Origin of the sequence: Formosa sediminum, from assembly GCF_007197735.1 — a bacterium.
Classification (GTDB): Bacteria; Bacteroidota; Bacteroidia; order Flavobacteriales; family Flavobacteriaceae; genus Formosa; species Formosa sediminum.
Genome location: NZ_CP041637.1, coordinates 2,604,555 through 2,621,317, shown reverse-complemented (window position 1 = coordinate 2,621,317; position 16,763 = coordinate 2,604,555). Strand labels below are relative to the sequence as shown.

General features: G+C 31.0%; 12 protein-coding genes. 1 reads left to right on the top strand and 11 read right to left on the bottom strand.

Annotated features, from left to right (window positions below):
• Positions 1 to 53: 53 nt before the first annotated feature.
• A complete protein-coding gene (locus FNB79_RS11315; RefSeq protein WP_143381413.1) occupies positions 54 to 1,304 on the bottom strand; it encodes an oligosaccharide flippase family protein in 1,251 nt (416 codons plus the stop codon).
• A gap of 204 nt (positions 1,305 to 1,508) precedes the next feature.
• On the opposite strand from FNB79_RS11315, the gene FNB79_RS11310 reads away from it, so the two are divergent.
• Positions 1,509 to 3,566 (top strand): tetratricopeptide repeat protein, encoded by a 2,058-nt coding sequence (locus FNB79_RS11310; protein WP_143381412.1) that lies wholly within the window; start codon positions 1,509 to 1,511, stop codon positions 3,564 to 3,566.
• Between the two features lie 903 nt (positions 3,567 to 4,469).
• Here the strand turns inward: FNB79_RS11310 and FNB79_RS11305 are convergent.
• From FNB79_RS11305 to FNB79_RS11260, 10 genes are all read right to left on the bottom strand, one after another.
• Entirely contained in the window at positions 4,470 to 7,058 is a 2,589-nt protein-coding gene (locus tag FNB79_RS11305) for a DUF6923 family protein (protein WP_143381411.1), read from the bottom strand.
• A gap of 102 nt (positions 7,059 to 7,160) precedes the next feature.
• Positions 7,161 to 7,874, bottom strand: coding sequence for a LytR/AlgR family response regulator transcription factor (locus FNB79_RS11300; RefSeq protein ID WP_143381410.1), 714 nt, complete (start codon positions 7,872 to 7,874; stop codon positions 7,161 to 7,163).
• A gap of 9 nt (positions 7,875 to 7,883) precedes the next feature.
• Positions 7,884 to 8,201 (bottom strand): Hpt domain-containing protein, encoded by a 318-nt coding sequence (locus FNB79_RS11295; protein WP_143381409.1) that lies wholly within the window; start codon positions 8,199 to 8,201, stop codon positions 7,884 to 7,886.
• Positions 8,188 to 9,252 carry a sensor histidine kinase gene (locus tag FNB79_RS11290; protein WP_143381408.1) on the bottom strand — a complete coding sequence of 355 codons (1,065 nt, stop codon included), beginning with the start codon at positions 9,250 to 9,252 and terminating at the stop codon, positions 8,188 to 8,190. The genes FNB79_RS11295 and FNB79_RS11290 overlap by 14 nt, the downstream gene beginning before the upstream one ends.
• Entirely contained in the window at positions 9,252 to 10,385 is a 1,134-nt protein-coding gene (locus FNB79_RS11285) for an FIST signal transduction protein (RefSeq protein WP_143381407.1), read from the bottom strand. Before FNB79_RS11285 ends, FNB79_RS11290 begins: the two co-directional genes overlap by 1 nt.
• A 1-nt stretch (position 10,386) precedes the next feature.
• Positions 10,387 to 12,363: a PAS domain-containing sensor histidine kinase gene (locus tag FNB79_RS11280; protein ID WP_143381406.1), complete on the bottom strand. Its 1,977-nt coding sequence runs from the start codon at positions 12,361 to 12,363 to the stop codon at positions 10,387 to 10,389.
• Positions 12,360 to 12,902, bottom strand: coding sequence for a heme NO-binding domain-containing protein (locus tag FNB79_RS11275; RefSeq protein WP_143381405.1), 543 nt, complete (start codon positions 12,900 to 12,902; stop codon positions 12,360 to 12,362). The genes FNB79_RS11280 and FNB79_RS11275 overlap by 4 nt, the downstream gene beginning before the upstream one ends.
• The gene (locus FNB79_RS11270; protein WP_143381404.1) at positions 12,902 to 13,315 is read right to left on the bottom strand and encodes a response regulator; all 414 of its coding nucleotides are present in this window, start codon (positions 13,313 to 13,315) and stop codon (positions 12,902 to 12,904) included. The genes FNB79_RS11275 and FNB79_RS11270 overlap by 1 nt, the downstream gene beginning before the upstream one ends.
• Before the next feature lie 405 nt (positions 13,316 to 13,720).
• Complete coding sequence (locus tag FNB79_RS11265; protein WP_143382619.1) at positions 13,721 to 14,275, bottom strand: type 1 periplasmic binding fold superfamily protein; 555 nt, start codon at positions 14,273 to 14,275, stop codon at positions 13,721 to 13,723.
• A 43-nt stretch (positions 14,276 to 14,318) separates the two neighbouring features.
• Positions 14,319 to 16,718, bottom strand: a complete 2,400-nt coding sequence (locus FNB79_RS11260; protein WP_143381403.1) for a TonB-dependent receptor — start codon at positions 16,716 to 16,718, stop codon at positions 14,319 to 14,321.
• Positions 16,719 to 16,763 lie beyond the last annotated feature (45 nt).

The window sequence follows — 16,763 nt, the reverse complement described above, 5'->3', positions numbered from 1 at the left end:
AGAAGCGGAGTTTAGATAGAAGCCCTGTTAGTATAGACGAATGGTAAATTACTTTAGTTTAAGGTTTTACGACTTAACAGAAAAAACAAAATCTGAATCACTAATAAAGATACCATTGCAATAATTTGCATGTGTACAACTTGCTCTAAAGTATTGTGGTAAAAAACTACCAAAAGCATTTGTAACATACCAAACAAACCTGATATAATTACAGGAATATATTTATCTAACGACAAGTAGTAATAAGCAAAAATATTAGACACGGCAAACATTCCTGTAGCCCACGCATATTTCCATAATAATGGAGCCATGGCCAAATAGCTATCTCCAAACAAAATGGTAATCATAAGTTTTGGAAGCAACGCACAAACCAATACAATAACTAAGGCTATGGTTGCAATATACCCCACATATTTAAATAAAATTGGAGCAGTATCCTTTCCTTCTTTTTGAAGCGTAATCACGGTTGGTAATAACAACATTACAAACATCCATGCTACAAAATATACAATTCGGCCTATTAAAGCTAAAGAGGCATACAAACCTGCCTCATAAGAGTCAAAATAATGTTTAACTAATAAAATATCGCTATTATTAATTATAATCTGAGTCAATTCATAAAACGCAGTTAACATAAAAAAAGACGTAATATTTTTTGAGTCTGATACGGCTAAAACTGTTTTTTTAAGCGTTAAATGCTCTATTTTAAAAGGTATTAATCCAAACAGAAATGAAATTAAAATACCTATAGAAATTATTGTTGATGATGGAATTTTTAATAAAAATAACAAGCCTAATGTTATAATAAGTCTACTTAACATTTCCCCTTGATAGGTTATAGATAATAGTTTAAAATCTTTTTTTCCCTGAAACACACCTCTATTAACACTCATTAAAAAGTATAAAGGCACTCCAATACCAAAAATCACAAACATAGTTGCACTCGACGTGTTAAATAGTTGCTGTAATTGTGTAGAACACAATATAATTATAAAACCACAACACACACCCACTAAAAGTGCATTTTTATAGATTTTCCCTATAAAATTTTTAAATACGATGCCTTCAAATACTACTGAAAATTTTGCAGTAACCAGCTGAAATGTCATAGCAACAAAAGATAATACCAATAAAAAAGTAATTAATACAGCCGCATCTGCAAAGTGTTCCGGACCTAATAAACGTCCTAATATTAAATTATATAAATAATTCCCACCATTTACAATTAATACACTTAACATAAATAATTGTTCTGGTGTTATTTTATTTGTTTTCAATTTTGAAATAATCGGATTCTTATACATAACTTTAAAGTTTAACCTCAAGTAAAACATATCTAAAAAAGCACTTCTAACATAAACACTATGTTGTATAAATAGCTGTTTTACTCATGCAAATATCTTTTAAGAATCAACAGAGTACCATTATATTTCGGCGAGTGGTAATTTGCTGTAGATGAATGATTGAAATGGTTTGTTTAACTTGCAGTAAGTAAAAAAGCAATTAAAATGACCTATAAATATATTATTGTAATATGCCTTATTTGTATCTCTAGTTTTGTAAATGCACAAGATATGCAAGAGGGATTCACATATTTAGAAACAGGTAAATATGCCCAAGCAGAATCCTTCTTTAAATCGGTTTTAAAATCATACCCCAACAATAAAACTGCTAAATTATGCTATGGTCGTGCTGTGGGTTTACAAGGCGAGTCTGAACACGCGGTAGCCTTATTTACAGAATTACTAAACACTTACCCTGATGATTTTGAAATTAAATTAAATTATGCTGAATCTTTATTATGGAATAAAAACTACTTACAAGCCAAAGATTTTTATGAAATTTTAATTGAAGAAAATTCAACAAGTTTCCCTGCCCTTTTAGGATATGCAAATACACTATCTAATCTTAAAATATATGATAGTGCTTTAATTTATGTAAATAAAGCATTAGATGTATTACCTGGAAATGCTAACGCCTTAACCTCTAAAAAATACATCTATTTAGGCTATGCGTACCAAAATCAACAAGCACAAAATTATGATGAAGCTGAGCGTTTACTAAAAGAAAATCTTAGTTTGTTTAAAAATGATGCAGACACTTTAATTAATTTAGCGAACTTATACCTTATAGCCAATCGTTTAGAAGCAGCAGAAGCGACTTATAATATTTTAGCTGAACAACCGACATACAGGTTAACGACTTTAAATGGTTTGGCACTCGTGGCTCATTTGAATGGCAAAGAAAAAAAAGCCTTAGCAATTAGCCAACAAGCATACAGCAGCTTAATTTCTGAAACACAACCAGAACTCATACAAGCCACTACAGAGCGCTATATACAAGCTTTAATTTGGAATAAAAAATATACTGAAGCAGATAAACTTATCTCTGAATTAATGACATCGCAACCTAATGAAAATTGGATATTAGCTTTACGTGCAACATTAAACATTTATAAAAGCGATTTTAAGAAAAGTGTAAATGATTATAATATAATTTTAGAAAACGACAGTACTTCTTTTGATGGCAATTTAGGTAAAGCCAATGCACTTAAAGCTTTAGGATATTACAATGATGCTTATAAAGCTGCAGAAAACACTTTAACTTTTTACGATAAACAGAAAGATGCAACTCATTTTATAAAAACGTTAAACACCAATTTTACGCCGTTTTGGGAAACAAAAGCGTATTATTCTTTTGACAATGGTGATAACAACGCCTATGCCATATTAACAAATATAGAACTCCCAACCTCTACAACTTTTAAATGGTTAGCCCAATACAGCCATAGATCTACGAGTAATAAAGTAACAGATAACGATGCTAAATCTCACGATTTATCTTTTGGTTTAGCATACCAAATGTTACCAAACGTAACCTTTAAAGGTTTAGCTGGTGTGACCTCGGCCAAAGCCAATACACACGATTATACCCAGTTTGTTACAGACTTAAGTGTACATATTAAACCTTTTAAATTACAAGTTTTAGATATTGGTTACAAAAGTGAAATTCAAAGTTTTAATGCAGAATTATTAGAACGTGAAATAGTCATGAACAACTTGTATGCAAACTACAATTTAAGTACCAATTTTAACATAGGATGGTTTACGCAGTATTATTATACTTGGCAAAACGACGATAACACTAGAAACTTATTATTTACGTCGTTATACTATAACATTATGAGTAAACCAGCTTTAAAAGTTGGATTGAATTACCAATACATAACTTTTAAAAATCAAGTACCAGACATTTACTTTAGTCCGGAAAAATTTAATGCTGTAGAAATTTTTGCTAATATTATTAAAAATGAAGATATAACGAAAGCTAAATCTTGGTACTATGAGCTAACTGCGGCTTCTGGTTTACAATTTATAGAAGATGATGGTAGCCAACTAACCTACCGTATACAAGGAAAATTAGGATATAAATTTACAGAACGTGCCTTATTAAATATCTATGGTACACAGAGTAATATTGCATCTGCAACTGCTGCTGGTTTTAATTATACAGAAATTGGGTTACGTTTTAAATGGTATCTTTTTGATAAACCTTTATTTAGATAATACACTTACAATTAAAACACTATAAAATTACTCCCTCTTTACGTACGTATTATTACTTAAATTTATAATTACAGGACTAATTTGTGTGTTACGAATATGCTCCACAAATTACAAGTGTAATTATACGCTTTATAGTATTTTTAAACTATTCTGCTCCACTTCATCATTACAAATATTATCACGAACAGATTTAATTATCATATTAAAATTACTTATCTTCATATATATATTCACAAATAAAACGTAGTACTTATTAGCTTTATATTGGTACATCCGTGACTTCAAATTTATGGTAATTTACAGAGTCATCTGCTTCATCTTGATAAAGATGCATGTAGAAACGATAGATTAGAGTAAAAGTATTACTTCAAACCATCAATGCAATAATAATAACAGCAACGTATTATTTTAATTTTGAAATCGTTTTACAAATAATGTTACGCTTTACTACAAATTTACCTCAATCCATCTTTACGAATATTGTATCAAACAAATTTAACTGCAAAATACAATGCCTAATTAGCTTTATGCTGATATATTCACAACTTAAAATTCGTATTACCGTATAAGATCTCTTCTGCTTCATCTAAATACAATACATTTAAAGACGACTGATCACAGCAAAAAACATTATTACAAACCATCAATTGAGTAATAATAACAGCTTGTTTTACTCTAGCTTTAATTGTTTCAGAGATAATAATACTTAAATAAAGTGCTTGTTTATTTCGATTGAATGCTATTACAGACAAAACACAATAGAAATAGATTACGTTTTATAACTACATATATGTAATTTATGTATTACTTGTATTTGTATTTAAACGCATTACTATTTTCTCATAAAAAAAAGGGCAAAAAACTTGACGTCTTTTGCCCAAACTACAGGAGAATTGCTATTAATTATTTCACGAGTAGCTTAATCGTTTTATAAGGTGTATCACTATTAATTTTACAGATGTACATTCCAGAGCTTAACTGTGCTCTATTTAATTCTATTGAATTGTCTCCTTTTACAGCATTAAAAGCGATTTGTTTTACTAATGCTCCTACTTGATTATAAACCAATAGCTCTACAGCTTCTGAACGCTGTGCTGTAAAATGGATTTTGGTTTGAGATTGCATAGGATTTGGGTAAGCAAACGGATGAGTACTTTCATCAAACACGGTATGATCCACCCCTAAGGTTTTAGAATCTTTAGAAAATCTTAAGTGTTGTATATCCATCTGTTTAACACTTGCTTCGTCTCCATCTGCCAACATAGTAAACACTACAGAGGTAATATCGCTAGCATCTAATGCTTCACCAGTAACAGATTTAAAATCAGAAAACAGTAGTGTATACTCATTTAATTGATCTGTTAACTCAATACTAGTTTTGTACTGCATATCCCAAGAATCTATTTGTGCTTTTACCAATCTCACAATCAATGTTCCAGTCCCTTTTGCATTCAACTTAACACTTTTATAATTGGTTAAATCTATTGGTGTAAACTTGGGTGTTAAAGCTCTATATGCAGCTATATATTCACTAGTTTTGGCTTCTAAATTAATATTGCGTTCTACGCCATATTCATCGGTTTCAAAACTAGTTTCGTTAGGTTCTACTATAAAACGAGTGACTGTAGTTGTTGGTGCTGCATCATCATATCCCCAAGGACCATCAGACATAAACAAATCGTCTGGAGTTTCTATACCGTCGCCAATTCTAAATCCGATATCAAATAAATTTCCAGCGTTGACTTCAATATTAGAGATATAATCATCAGACAAATCTATGTTGGTAGAAACATACTCGACTTGCTCTGTTTCTGTACTTCTTAAGCCTCCATCAAATACAACACGTTCACTTTTATTGGTATTTACAATTTGTAATTGCAATTTCCCGTTCAAGTAAGTACCAGATCTAACAAATACTGTAGGAGGTGTGGAATTATTGTAACTTACTATAGGTTTCTGAACTGCAATTAAGCGTAATAATTCTTCACCTAATATAAATAAGTTGTCTAACGAACTGGACCAAATTTGAAAGTTATAAAACCCGACATGGTTTTCATATTTATCTAAATTCCAATGACTTTCTACTGCAAAATCAGCATTATTATTCACTTGTTTTACCGATAAACTTAATACAAATTCAATCGAGCCATCAATATTTCGTATTAACGATTTAATAAATTTTTGCTCATTAATTTCAATTGTAGACACAGATATTAATTCGGCTCCTAACAATCGGTCACAAATGTATTTGGTATGTTCGTAAACACCATCTTCTGTTTCTAATATTAATAGCGACGCTATAGCTTCATCTTTAGACAAATAATCTACCGAATATACTTCTGTTGCATTGGTAATATCAACCAAATCATCTGGAGTAGAAATTATAGTTTCATCTTCATTAATCACCTCTAAAGGCACAAAATCTGATAATTGAAATCCTGTGGATCTAGATGTTGCAACTGTTCCATAATTTAAAGGTTTTGTAATACGTTTTGCAGTTGTTGTATTAAATTTATAACTGCGTTTAGTACGTTTAAAGTTACGTTTACTAATTTGCTGAGACAGTCTGTTATTACTTTCTAAACCACCATCGTTTGCACTTGAAGCTGCTGCCAACTCAATTACCGGACAACCAGAATATCCAGAACATGACGGATCTTGACAATCTATTAATCCATCTCCATCATCATCTATTCCGTTATCACAAATTTCTTGAGCAACAGGTGCTGTAGGACAACGAGCCCCATCGTTCGAAGAACTTGATGGTCCAAACGCAAATAAATTTGAATCTATATCCTTTTCATTATTGATATTTTGAACACTTTGTATAACATATATTGTTCCTGTTTCATTAGCCGATACATAAAAACGTCCAGAAGCATCGAAGTATACGGCACCATAAGTATATGTTAAACCTGCTAAAATGGGTACAACACCTAAATTACTAACGACACCAGTTTCAGGATCTATGCGGTATAAATTATTAGTCTTTTTTTCTAGTGTATATAATTTATTATCTACAGCATTAAATGCCCAATCGTGTACAGAAATGTTTTGAGAGAGTTGTAAGGTTTTTAAATGCGTACCATAAGTATTAGAATTTGGATCTAAATCTATAGTATAATACGTTTTTCCGGAACCCTTTAAATAATAAATACCCGATAAACTTACGTCTCCTACATAACGGTTGTTACTTGGTAACTCGTCTATATAAAAAGTTTTAGTTTCAAAGTTTTTTCCGATACGTACTATCGTTTTGCTTGGAGAACTTAATGAGCCCCAAATGTATCCATCTGCAGAGTTATAAGCTGCAGCATTAATATTACCTGCTGTAATATCCTTAGCAACGATATAAGAATTACCTGAAGCTAAATCTACAGCATACACATCATTATACTGAAATAAATACGCATTATAATCGCAGTTAAAAGACTGATCTTGAGCCTGTATATTAAGATAAAACAAACATAGTAAGAGTAAAGTTTTTTTCATGATATGGTTAATTTATATCACAAATCTATTAGTCTTACAGCGTTTAAAATTTAATTTTCGGTAGATGAAATTTAAGTATAGACGAATGGAGCTAATTACAAGTTAAAGCAAATTTAAGCGTTTCATTAATTCTGGTCTATTAGAACGGCTTACTGGAATTACATCTTTTTTAATTAAGACACTATTGTCTTCTATATCAATAATTTTATGAACATTAATAATAAAAGAACGGTGAACTTTTAAAAATGTAGAATCAGGTAACTTATCACTAATTTTTTTAAGGGTAGAATGTACGGTGTAATTCTTATCTTCTGTTTTAATAAGAATATAATCGCCTTTAGCCTCTACTAAATAAATATTTGAAATCACAATTTTTATGAGTCGTCTGTCTATATTTACATAAAGTACATTTGCAGCATCATCTTTTTTAGAAGTAACCTTAACAGGCTTTTGCTCCTTTTGAATATTACTTTTTCGAGCTTTAATAATTGCTTTTTCAAATCGCTCGGGTAAGATTGGTTTTACCAAATAATCTACGATACAATCATATTCAAAAGCTTCAATTGCAAATTTAGGATCTGATGTGGTTAAAATAATTTTTGGAGGATTTTTTAAAGTCTGAATAAAATCAAATCCTGTAAAGGCTGGCATGTGTATATCTAGAAAAATTAAATCGACTTCATGCTGATTTAAAAACTTAATGGATTCTATTGCATTTGAGAAATCGGCTACAATATTTAAATCTTTTACATTAGAACATAATTGCACAATTATAGCTCTAGCTGTAGCTTCATCATCAATAATAATACAGTCCATATATTTTAATTATAGTGTGTTTATATAATTAGTCATGTTATTTAAAATAGATTCAAATGCATTATCAAGCTCGGTATGTCCTTCTAATAAATTGTTTTCAAATGCTACAGCAATATCATAACTTTTTTCAAGACCTAAAATACTAATTTTATGTTTAAGTTTATGTACATTTTCTGCAGCCATTTTAAGATTTCCTGCTTTTAGGTTCTTATAATAAATTGCTTTTTCGTCTGGAAACTCCTGTTTTATAATGTTGATTAACTGAGTTTCGAAGCTTTTATCGCCTCCAGACATACTATGTATATAGGACATGTTAGGTTGTTCCATGTGTATCTTTTTTCAATGTAAAATAAAAACTAGAACCTATACCTAATTTAGATTCTAGCCAAATTTTACCACCATAAATATCTACAATTTTTTTTGCTATTGCTAGTCCTATTCCAGTAGAGTTGGTATTGTTTTCTAATTTTTCAAAAGTTTTAAATATTTTTTTGAAATACGCCTGATTAATGCCTTTCCCATTATCTTTTATCTTAAATTTCCAATATTCTACATGGTCTTCTAAACTTATTTCTATCTCGCCTTTAGCTTTATCGTTATACTTAATGGCATTGTCTATTAAATGTTGAAATAATTGCTGAAGTCTGTATTTATCGCCTCTAATAACAGGCAGTGTATCTCTCTTTGTAATGGTAATATGATCGGGTATAGTAAGCGTTTCTAGAATATGAGTTACAAGTTTATCTAAATCTATATTATAAAAATCTGATTTGTTTTTACTTATGGTAGTATAGTCTAAAATACCACTAATAAGCAGGTCCATTTTTTCTACATTATTTCTAATTAAGTTGAGACTTTCTTTACCATTTGCATCAATTTCATCTTGATAATCTTCTTTTAACCATGCGGTCAAAGTATCTATACTTCGTAATGGTGATTTTAAATCGTGCGAAACCATATGGGCATAATCATTTAACTCTTGATTTTGTTGGGCTAGTTTTTGTAAAACTTGTTCCCGTTGGGCATTAATCTCTATAATATCTTTAGTCTGACTATCTAAATAATTTACCAAACTAAGTCCGCTTAATTCATCACCCTTAGTAGTATCCTCATCAGATAGATCATACACTTTTAGAGTATTTATAACATGTTTGAGTTTATCTATAAGTTCTTGCTGTGCGACGGCTTCTTTTTGAAGTTTTTGATTGGCTGAAAATAATTCATCTGAACTAATACGCATGGCACGTTGTAACATTGCAAAATGTTCATCATAATTATTATAAGACCTGTTTACGGCATCAATAAAGTCCTCAATATGAGATGGAAGCTCCTGATCTTTTAAATATTTACGTAATTGTCTTTTTAATAATGAATTCATTATTCACTTAATAATGTTACAGTCATGGTTTGGTTATGCAATTGGCAAGAGACTTCGCCATGAAATGGTGCTATTTCTCCATAAGAATATAATCCGGTTACTGCGATACCTTGGCCTATAACTTGAGTGACTTCTTCTATTTCTTCTTCAACACGTTGATCTAACACTAATTTACGCCCTATACAACTTACTAACAAAGCTAATTCTGGCTTGTGTGCTCTTAAGTCTAACGCTTGTTTTGCTGCACGTTCTGATGCATTTGCTATATTATCTACATTTGTCATCATGAGTTGGACTTTGGAATCTACAGGAATATCTCCTGCTAATATTACAGCGTTTGTAGTCTCATCTATATTTAAAATAGAACGAACTATAGATTGTTTTTCAGTCTTACTTTTCACGTTTAACGGATATAATAATGCAGCACCGGGAAGATCTTTAGCTTTATCGCCTAAATATTTTTTATAAATATCTAAAGCAGGCATATCATCAAGTTCAAATAAAATATTGCCTTCAGATTTAGTAACCATACGTTCTGGACCAAAAGGGGTCCAACCGCCATAAATAGAAAATGAGATCTCTAAAGTATCTCCATAAAATCCTACAGCAACAAGCTCTCCTGGTTTTGGATTTTCATTATAAGCAGACAACGTTTTTTCGAATCTGTCTGAATCTCCACATAAAGCTCCTGTAATTAACAAATTATCGTGAGTGGCTTTATTCATCCCTTTAGTTAATTCGCTACCGTTTATAAAACTCCCTTCAGAAACGACAAAAACATATTTAAGACCATCTTGGGGAAATTGACTAATTAAATGATCTCCTGTTTTATAGCTATTTAAATCTGAATTTAAAATGTTACTTGTTTTAATTAAAAACCGACTACGCTCTAGCTCAATTGCCGTTATTGTAATAGCATCTTCATTTACAGTATTAGCAGTAATATCTGCACAAGAGGATCCAAACACAATCTCTCCGTCTGGAAACAACGCTTTAATATCTGTATATATGGTTGGGGTTTCAAGCAAATACCTATTACCAAAAACTAAAACTAATGGTTTAATTAACGTTATGTTTTCGCTTAAATAGTTCCAGTCTTGATCTTTATGTTTTATTAATTGTACTATTTTCATCTTATTTGCTTATTGTAAAAAAGAAAGTAGTCCCTTCTTTTATTTTACTTTCTAACCATATTTTTCCACCATGTAAAAACACTATTTTTTGAACTATGGATAGCCCTATCCCAGAAGAATCTTTACTTTTTTTAAGCGCATGAAAAACTTTAAATATTTTATCGTGAAATTTCTCATCTATTCCCATCCCGTTATCTTGAATTGAAAATTGATAACAATCGTTTAACTCTATACATGAAATAGTTATAACACCTTCGGGTTTATCTATAAATTTTACGGCGTTACTAATTAAATTTTGAAAGACTTGTTGCAGTTTAGTTTTATGCCCCAATACCATAGGTAAATTGGTAGTTATTCTTACTTTTATATGCTCTGGTATATATAAAATATCTACTAGTTCTTTAACAACAGTATCTAGATTAACTTCTATTTTATCTTCATTATCTGCGCCAATACTAGAATAATCTAAAATATCTGTAATTAACTGTTCCATTTTTTCTAATGTAACTTCAATTAAATCAAAATTTTGAAGACTAGTCTCATCTAAAACATTAGCATTATCTTCTTTAATCCAACTAATTAAGGCATTAATACTTCGTAAAGGCGATTTTAAATCGTGAGACACAATATGTGCATATTCTTGCAACTCGTTATTGCTTTTTTCAAGTTCTTTTACTAAGTTTTCTTTCTGAATTTCCAGATTTTTGATGTCTGTAATATCAAAATTCAGACCTATTGAGCCAATAATTTCACCATCTAAATTATAGTTGGGCGCACCACTAATTAACCAATGTCTTAATTCGCCCTCTTTGTTTCGTATGCGTAATTCGTAAGAGTTAGTTTTCCCTTTTTTACGTCCTTTAATTTGGCTATCTATAATAGGTTTATCTTCAAGAACAGGAAACACATCTTTTCCTTTAATACCTATTAATTCTTCTTCAGTATAACCAGTCATGTCTATAAAACACTGATTTACCATCAAAATTTTATCATTTAAATCCAATTCAACTAGCCCCAAATTCATATTAGAAATAATATTATAATATTTTTGTTTTTCGGCTTCTAAACTTTTTTCATAAATTCTATTAAGAGTAACATCTTTAAAGGTCCATAAATATCCTTTAGAGGTATCGTCTAAAATTATAGGTACATAATTTCTCTCTAAAATTTTACCATCAACCATTTCTAATTCCTCCCCTAGTACCGCTTCTTTTTTAAGATCAATTGCTTTCATACGATCTAAAAAGTACTCTGGATTTTTAAACAGTAAGCTGTTGGTTTTTGACGCTTCTAAACAGTCCAACCCTATAAGATCTGTTGGTTCTGCTTCAATATTAAAAAGCTCGGTAAATTTTTTATTGGTGAGTACAATTTTACGGTTTTCGTCTTCTAATACTACCCCGCTATCTAAATTTATAATTAGGGTCGCTAATCTATTTTCAGATTCTATTAGCTTGTCTTCTGCTTCTCTGTCTTTGGTAATATCTCTAATAATACCTTGTGCTGCGAAGGGTTTTCCGGCATGATAAATAATACTTGCATTAACATGTACAAGTTTAACTTCTTTTAAAAACGTTGTTATATTAATTTCAAAATCGGTAAGTGTTCCAAGTTTTAATAAGTTTTGAAACGATTGAGATACCCGCTCAAAATCTTGAGGAGATACCATATTCATAAGATTAAAATCTACCTTTTCATTTTCAAATCCTAACAAATCTATGGCGGCATTATTCATTTTTAGAATATTACCTGAGAGATCCATTATAAGGTAGGCATCTACTATGTTTTCAAAAACACCTTGTAGTTGTGAATCTTTTTTGGTGAGTAAATTTTCTAACTCTGCATACGATTTTTCAAGCTTTTGATTGGTTTCGTATAACTCTGCTGCTTTTTGCTCTAAGATAGATTCTGCTGCTTTTCGTGCTGCTTTTTCGCGTGCTAGTGCGCGTTGTAAAATATCTATCTTATCCTGACTCATGGTGTTTTATGTATGGTAAACTTAACTTCTGTTCCGTCTGTTTTAATTTTATCTAATAGTATGGTTGCTTTGGTATTAAAGTGTTCAAAGGTTTTATTCATTAACCCCAGTCCAAAATGATGCATTGCTCTACTAGATTTATAAATTAAAGTTAGTGAATTTTTAGTCTTCTCCATAACTTCAAACGATGGTAATTCTGCATCTGGATATATTTTTCTGACTTCTATATGAATATGATTTTCTATTGAAGACAACATTTCTATAGGATCTTGGTAAGTGGCTAGGAGTCCAGGGTAACTTTTTTCTATAACACTAAAAAAATGTTCGGCATATACAAGTAGTAAATCGTCTATGGAAATGTCGGTGTGTTCACTTAAATGCTGAAGCAATTGAAGCATTTCTGAAAATTTATAGGTTCCTACAGAAGTATATATCCCTCCTGAATCTAATTCCGATTCAGAAATAATTTTATCTACCATTTCTAACCCAAATTTCTCCTCTACTAAATCTAAAAACTCTGTAAAAACAATACCCTTCATTATATTTTCTTTAATTCATTAATACTCCAGTATGCAATTAGAGTTTCTATTTTAGACACGTACTCTTCGTACTTAAGAGGTTTTAAAATATAGCCTGCAACGCCTATTTTGTAACATTCTAATAAATCTTTTTGATTACTTGAGGTCGTTAATATAATGGTAGGTAAATATTTTAATACACTATCTTTTTTAAGAATACCTAAAAATTCAATTCCGTTAATTTTTGGCATATTTAAATCTAATAAAATTATATCTGGTAAATCTTCCTTTTTCTCTAATATACTTAAAGCCTCTTCGCCATTATTAGCTTCAATAATTTTACAATTAATTTGAAGTTTAGAAACTGCTCTTTTAAGTTTCATAACTTCAATCATATCGTCTTCTATTAGTAAAATTTTTAAAACATTTGTCATCAGAACTCAAGTTTAAGTGAATTACAAAAATAGCCCCTATTCCTAGGATTTCACAGCTTAATCGTTATTACGAAGTTAACTATAGATGAATGGTAATTTAGTGTAGACGAATTGAAATTATTCCATTTTATTTTCAATTAAAAATATTGACTAAACCCTTTATCTATCGAACATTTGAGCGAATCGCCCCTATCTATTAACAGCCAAAAACACATCTTTAAACCACTCATTTACAGACTGTTTATTTTTTTCTACTTAAGTGTTTTTTGACGTTTTATTGAAATTAGAGATATAAACTGTTCTGAATTATGTATTTTGAGTTGAAAAGACTTTCAGGACATATTTAAAACAAACAAGCCTTTAACAGTTATGTTAAAGGCTTGTTTTTAATCTATTAATATTAATTTATTCTACAGTAACACTAAATGTCGCTTCTGCATCTGTCTCCCCACCTGCATCTGTTAATCCAGTATTTGGTTTTACAGGCTCGTGTATTAAAGTAAAGGTTAAGCTTCCAGAACTTGCTTCGCCTGCTGTAAGTGTAAACTCGGTACCTAATGGGTTTCCATCTTCATCGTAATTTGCATAGGCTGTTGTAACATCTAAGCTACTACTTGCAGTATAGAAAAACTGGTGTTCATCACTTTCATCTTCTACTTCTTCAGTAATATCTTCTGCTGGACTTACAGTTTCGTTTAAAAGCACTATGCTTCCGTTATACGTTTCTCCTGCAGCTAAATTTCCTGATACTGTAACTACAGGATCGTCTGGACCATCACCATCTAAATCTTGAGTTTGCAAGGTTATTATATCACCTGTACCCGTTGCAGTTAAAGTTACTGTTAAAGTGGTTATAACCTCTTCTTCATTTACGATTTCAGGGGTATCATCGTCACTTGAACATGATGTAAATAATACTGTAGCAATTAAAGCTGCTGTAAATAATTTTGTTGTTTTCATCTGGCTAATGTTTAAAAATTTTTCTTTTTTCATTGGTATTGTTTTAATAATTGAGTTTAAGATTTAATATAAAATTTCGTCCTAAATCGTCTGCATAGTAACGCATACTATTTAGGTAATCTCTATAAGATGTATTTAATAGGTTTGTAACAGCAAACCCTAAAGTTAATTTTGATTTGGTATTGATATTAAAGTCTATACTTGAGTTAAAATTCAATAAATGATAAGCATCTGGGGGTGTACTAATATCTACAACTTCGGTACTTTCTGTTTCTGGAATGTATACTTCAAAGTTATTATCTGGATATTCATTCTGACGAAAGACGTACTCGCTTTGTAATGCTAATCTAAGATTATGGACTTCAGGATTTAGATATACGATTTCATTTTTCATATTTACAGGAGGCATACTTATTAAGGGTTCGTCCTGAGAACGATCGTACCCTTTAACGAATGAAAACTGATAATTATATCTAAATTTATCTGTAAAAGCATAAGAAGCATCTAAATCTACACCTAGTAACTGTGCATTTGTTTGTCTGTATTCCCATACCTGAAAACTTCCTCTAACAGTAGTCTCTATAGAAGTAGGTTCAATTACAATAAAATCCTTAATCGTATTTACAAACGGACTAACAGAAAAGCTAAAAACATCATTATTGCGCTGTAAGGTTAACATGATTTTATGTCCAATTTCCGAATTGAAACTAAGATCACCATATTCTATTCTAGATGCAGAATGGTGCAAGCCTTCACTAAATAATTCTGAAGGGTTTGGGGCTCTTGATGCTAAGGCATAATTAAAAAACAATTCGTAATCTTTACCAAAGGTGTAAGTTGCACCTATGGTTACAGATGGATTATAAAAATACAATTCCGGATGTGTTAAAATCTGATTATCAAACTCTTCAACAACTATCTCTGGATACAACTCGTCATAATTTCGGGATTCCCAAAAAGATGTTTTGTAGTATTTATACGCATCAATATAAGTGTAATCAAAACGTCCTCCAGCTTCTACCAACCACTTACTATTAATAGAATAATCCAATACAGCATAAGCCCCTAAATCATATTTATCATAATCCGGGATTAAGCGTCTAACTCCTGTATTGGGATCTGCAAAATTATCTTGATAACTGGCTTTAATTCCGCTTTTAAATTTTATGCCATTAATTAAATGCGACTCTAAATCCAGATGCAACGTATGTGTTGTAAGTTCCAAATCTACCGAGGGTTTACCTTTGTCTGAACCCGTTCTAATATCGTATTCTAACCTATTATTTTTCTGAAAATCATACTGCAAAGTTAGTGTTCCTAAATGTTCAAACTTTTTGAATCCTTTAATACGCGCTAAGTGGTGAGTAATATCTTGCTTAGGTTCAGAAATATCGTAAGTAAAATCATCTATTATTAACGGAACATCACTATTTATAGCACTAACTAAATCTGAAGCACCACCTATATGCGAAGCACTTAAAATTCCGATTTCATTTTTAAAATAAGAATAGTAACCTTCTATCCCGTAATTAAATTTATTAAGTCCGATATTAATTGATGCATTACGTTCTGCGGTTCCTGTATTACTAAGTACATAATCTGGAGCTTCAAAATCGCCAAAACGTTTCCAGGTACCTTGTAAAGTTCCAAACCATCCATTTTTATAACTTTTGGTAAGCTGTGAGGTTACTGCACCACCTCTTCCATTAGATGCTCCACTAAGTATTGTTTTACCATATAATGAATCTTTTACGGGTACTTTTGGAGCATCTGCAACGATAACACCTCCAACAGCATCTCCACTATATTGAAGTGCGCCTGCTCCTTTAATAAGACTAAGATTTCCTATTGCATTTACATCCATATTTGGAGCATGTTCAGATCCCCATTCCTGATCTTCCATACGTACACCATTATTTATAATTACAACCCGGCTACTGTGCAACCCATTTACAATGGGCTTAACTATGGCATTCCCTGAATTTAAAGACGATACTCCACTTAAACTATTTAATGCATCTCCTAATGTGCCACTGGTGTTACGTTCTAATTCTAAATTAGACACTTTAGCTTCAACCAGAGTTTTAGATTTATTTTTATTGGTATGACCTTCTACTAATACCTCGTTTAGTTCTTCTAAATGATGTTCTAATTTAAAAATTTTAGATGTATTTGCATCGAGTTTTACTGTAAACCCTTGAGTAAGACAAAACGGATGAGACACCTGTATATCGTACGTGCCTTTACATAAATTTTTAAATTCAAACGCTCCATCAAGATTTGTTTGAACGGCCTGATCTGTTCCTGCAATAATTAAGGTTGCGCCCACGAGCACAGAACCGTCATGAAGATCTTTTACTGTTCCAGAAAGTGTTAAATCACACTGCTGTGAGACAGCATTCATACTACAAAATAGCAGTAAGAATAGAACATAAATTCGCATATAAAATTGTTTGATTAAATTAAAGTATTGATAACTGGCTACTAA

Excerpts from the sequence above, each read along its gene's own strand:
- FNB79_RS11310 (WP_143381412.1), top strand. The coding sequence starts at position 1,509 with ATGACCTATAAATATATTATTGTAATATGCCTTATTTGTATCTCTAGT.
- FNB79_RS11315 (WP_143381413.1), bottom strand. The coding sequence starts at position 1,304 with ATGTATAAGAATCCGATTATTTCAAAATTGAAAACAAATAAAATAACA.
- FNB79_RS11280 (WP_143381406.1), bottom strand. The coding sequence starts at position 12,363 with ATGAGTCAGGATAAGATAGATATTTTACAACGCGCACTAGCACGCGAA.
- FNB79_RS11305 (WP_143381411.1), bottom strand. The coding sequence starts at position 7,058 with ATGAAAAAAACTTTACTCTTACTATGTTTGTTTTATCTTAATATACAG.
- FNB79_RS11300 (WP_143381410.1), bottom strand. The coding sequence starts at position 7,874 with ATGGACTGTATTATTATTGATGATGAAGCTACAGCTAGAGCTATAATT.
- FNB79_RS11275 (WP_143381405.1), bottom strand. The coding sequence starts at position 12,902 with ATGAAGGGTATTGTTTTTACAGAGTTTTTAGATTTAGTAGAGGAGAAA.
- FNB79_RS11265 (WP_143382619.1), bottom strand. The coding sequence starts at position 14,275 with ATGAAAACAACAAAATTATTTACAGCAGCTTTAATTGCTACAGTATTA.
- FNB79_RS11295 (WP_143381409.1), bottom strand. The coding sequence starts at position 8,201 with ATGGAACAACCTAACATGTCCTATATACATAGTATGTCTGGAGGCGAT.
- FNB79_RS11290 (WP_143381408.1), bottom strand. The coding sequence starts at position 9,252 with ATGAATTCATTATTAAAAAGACAATTACGTAAATATTTAAAAGATCAG.
- FNB79_RS11285 (WP_143381407.1), bottom strand. The coding sequence starts at position 10,385 with ATGAAAATAGTACAATTAATAAAACATAAAGATCAAGACTGGAACTAT.
- FNB79_RS11260 (WP_143381403.1), bottom strand. The coding sequence starts at position 16,718 with ATGCGAATTTATGTTCTATTCTTACTGCTATTTTGTAGTATGAATGCT.
- FNB79_RS11270 (WP_143381404.1), bottom strand. The coding sequence starts at position 13,315 with ATGACAAATGTTTTAAAAATTTTACTAATAGAAGACGATATGATTGAA.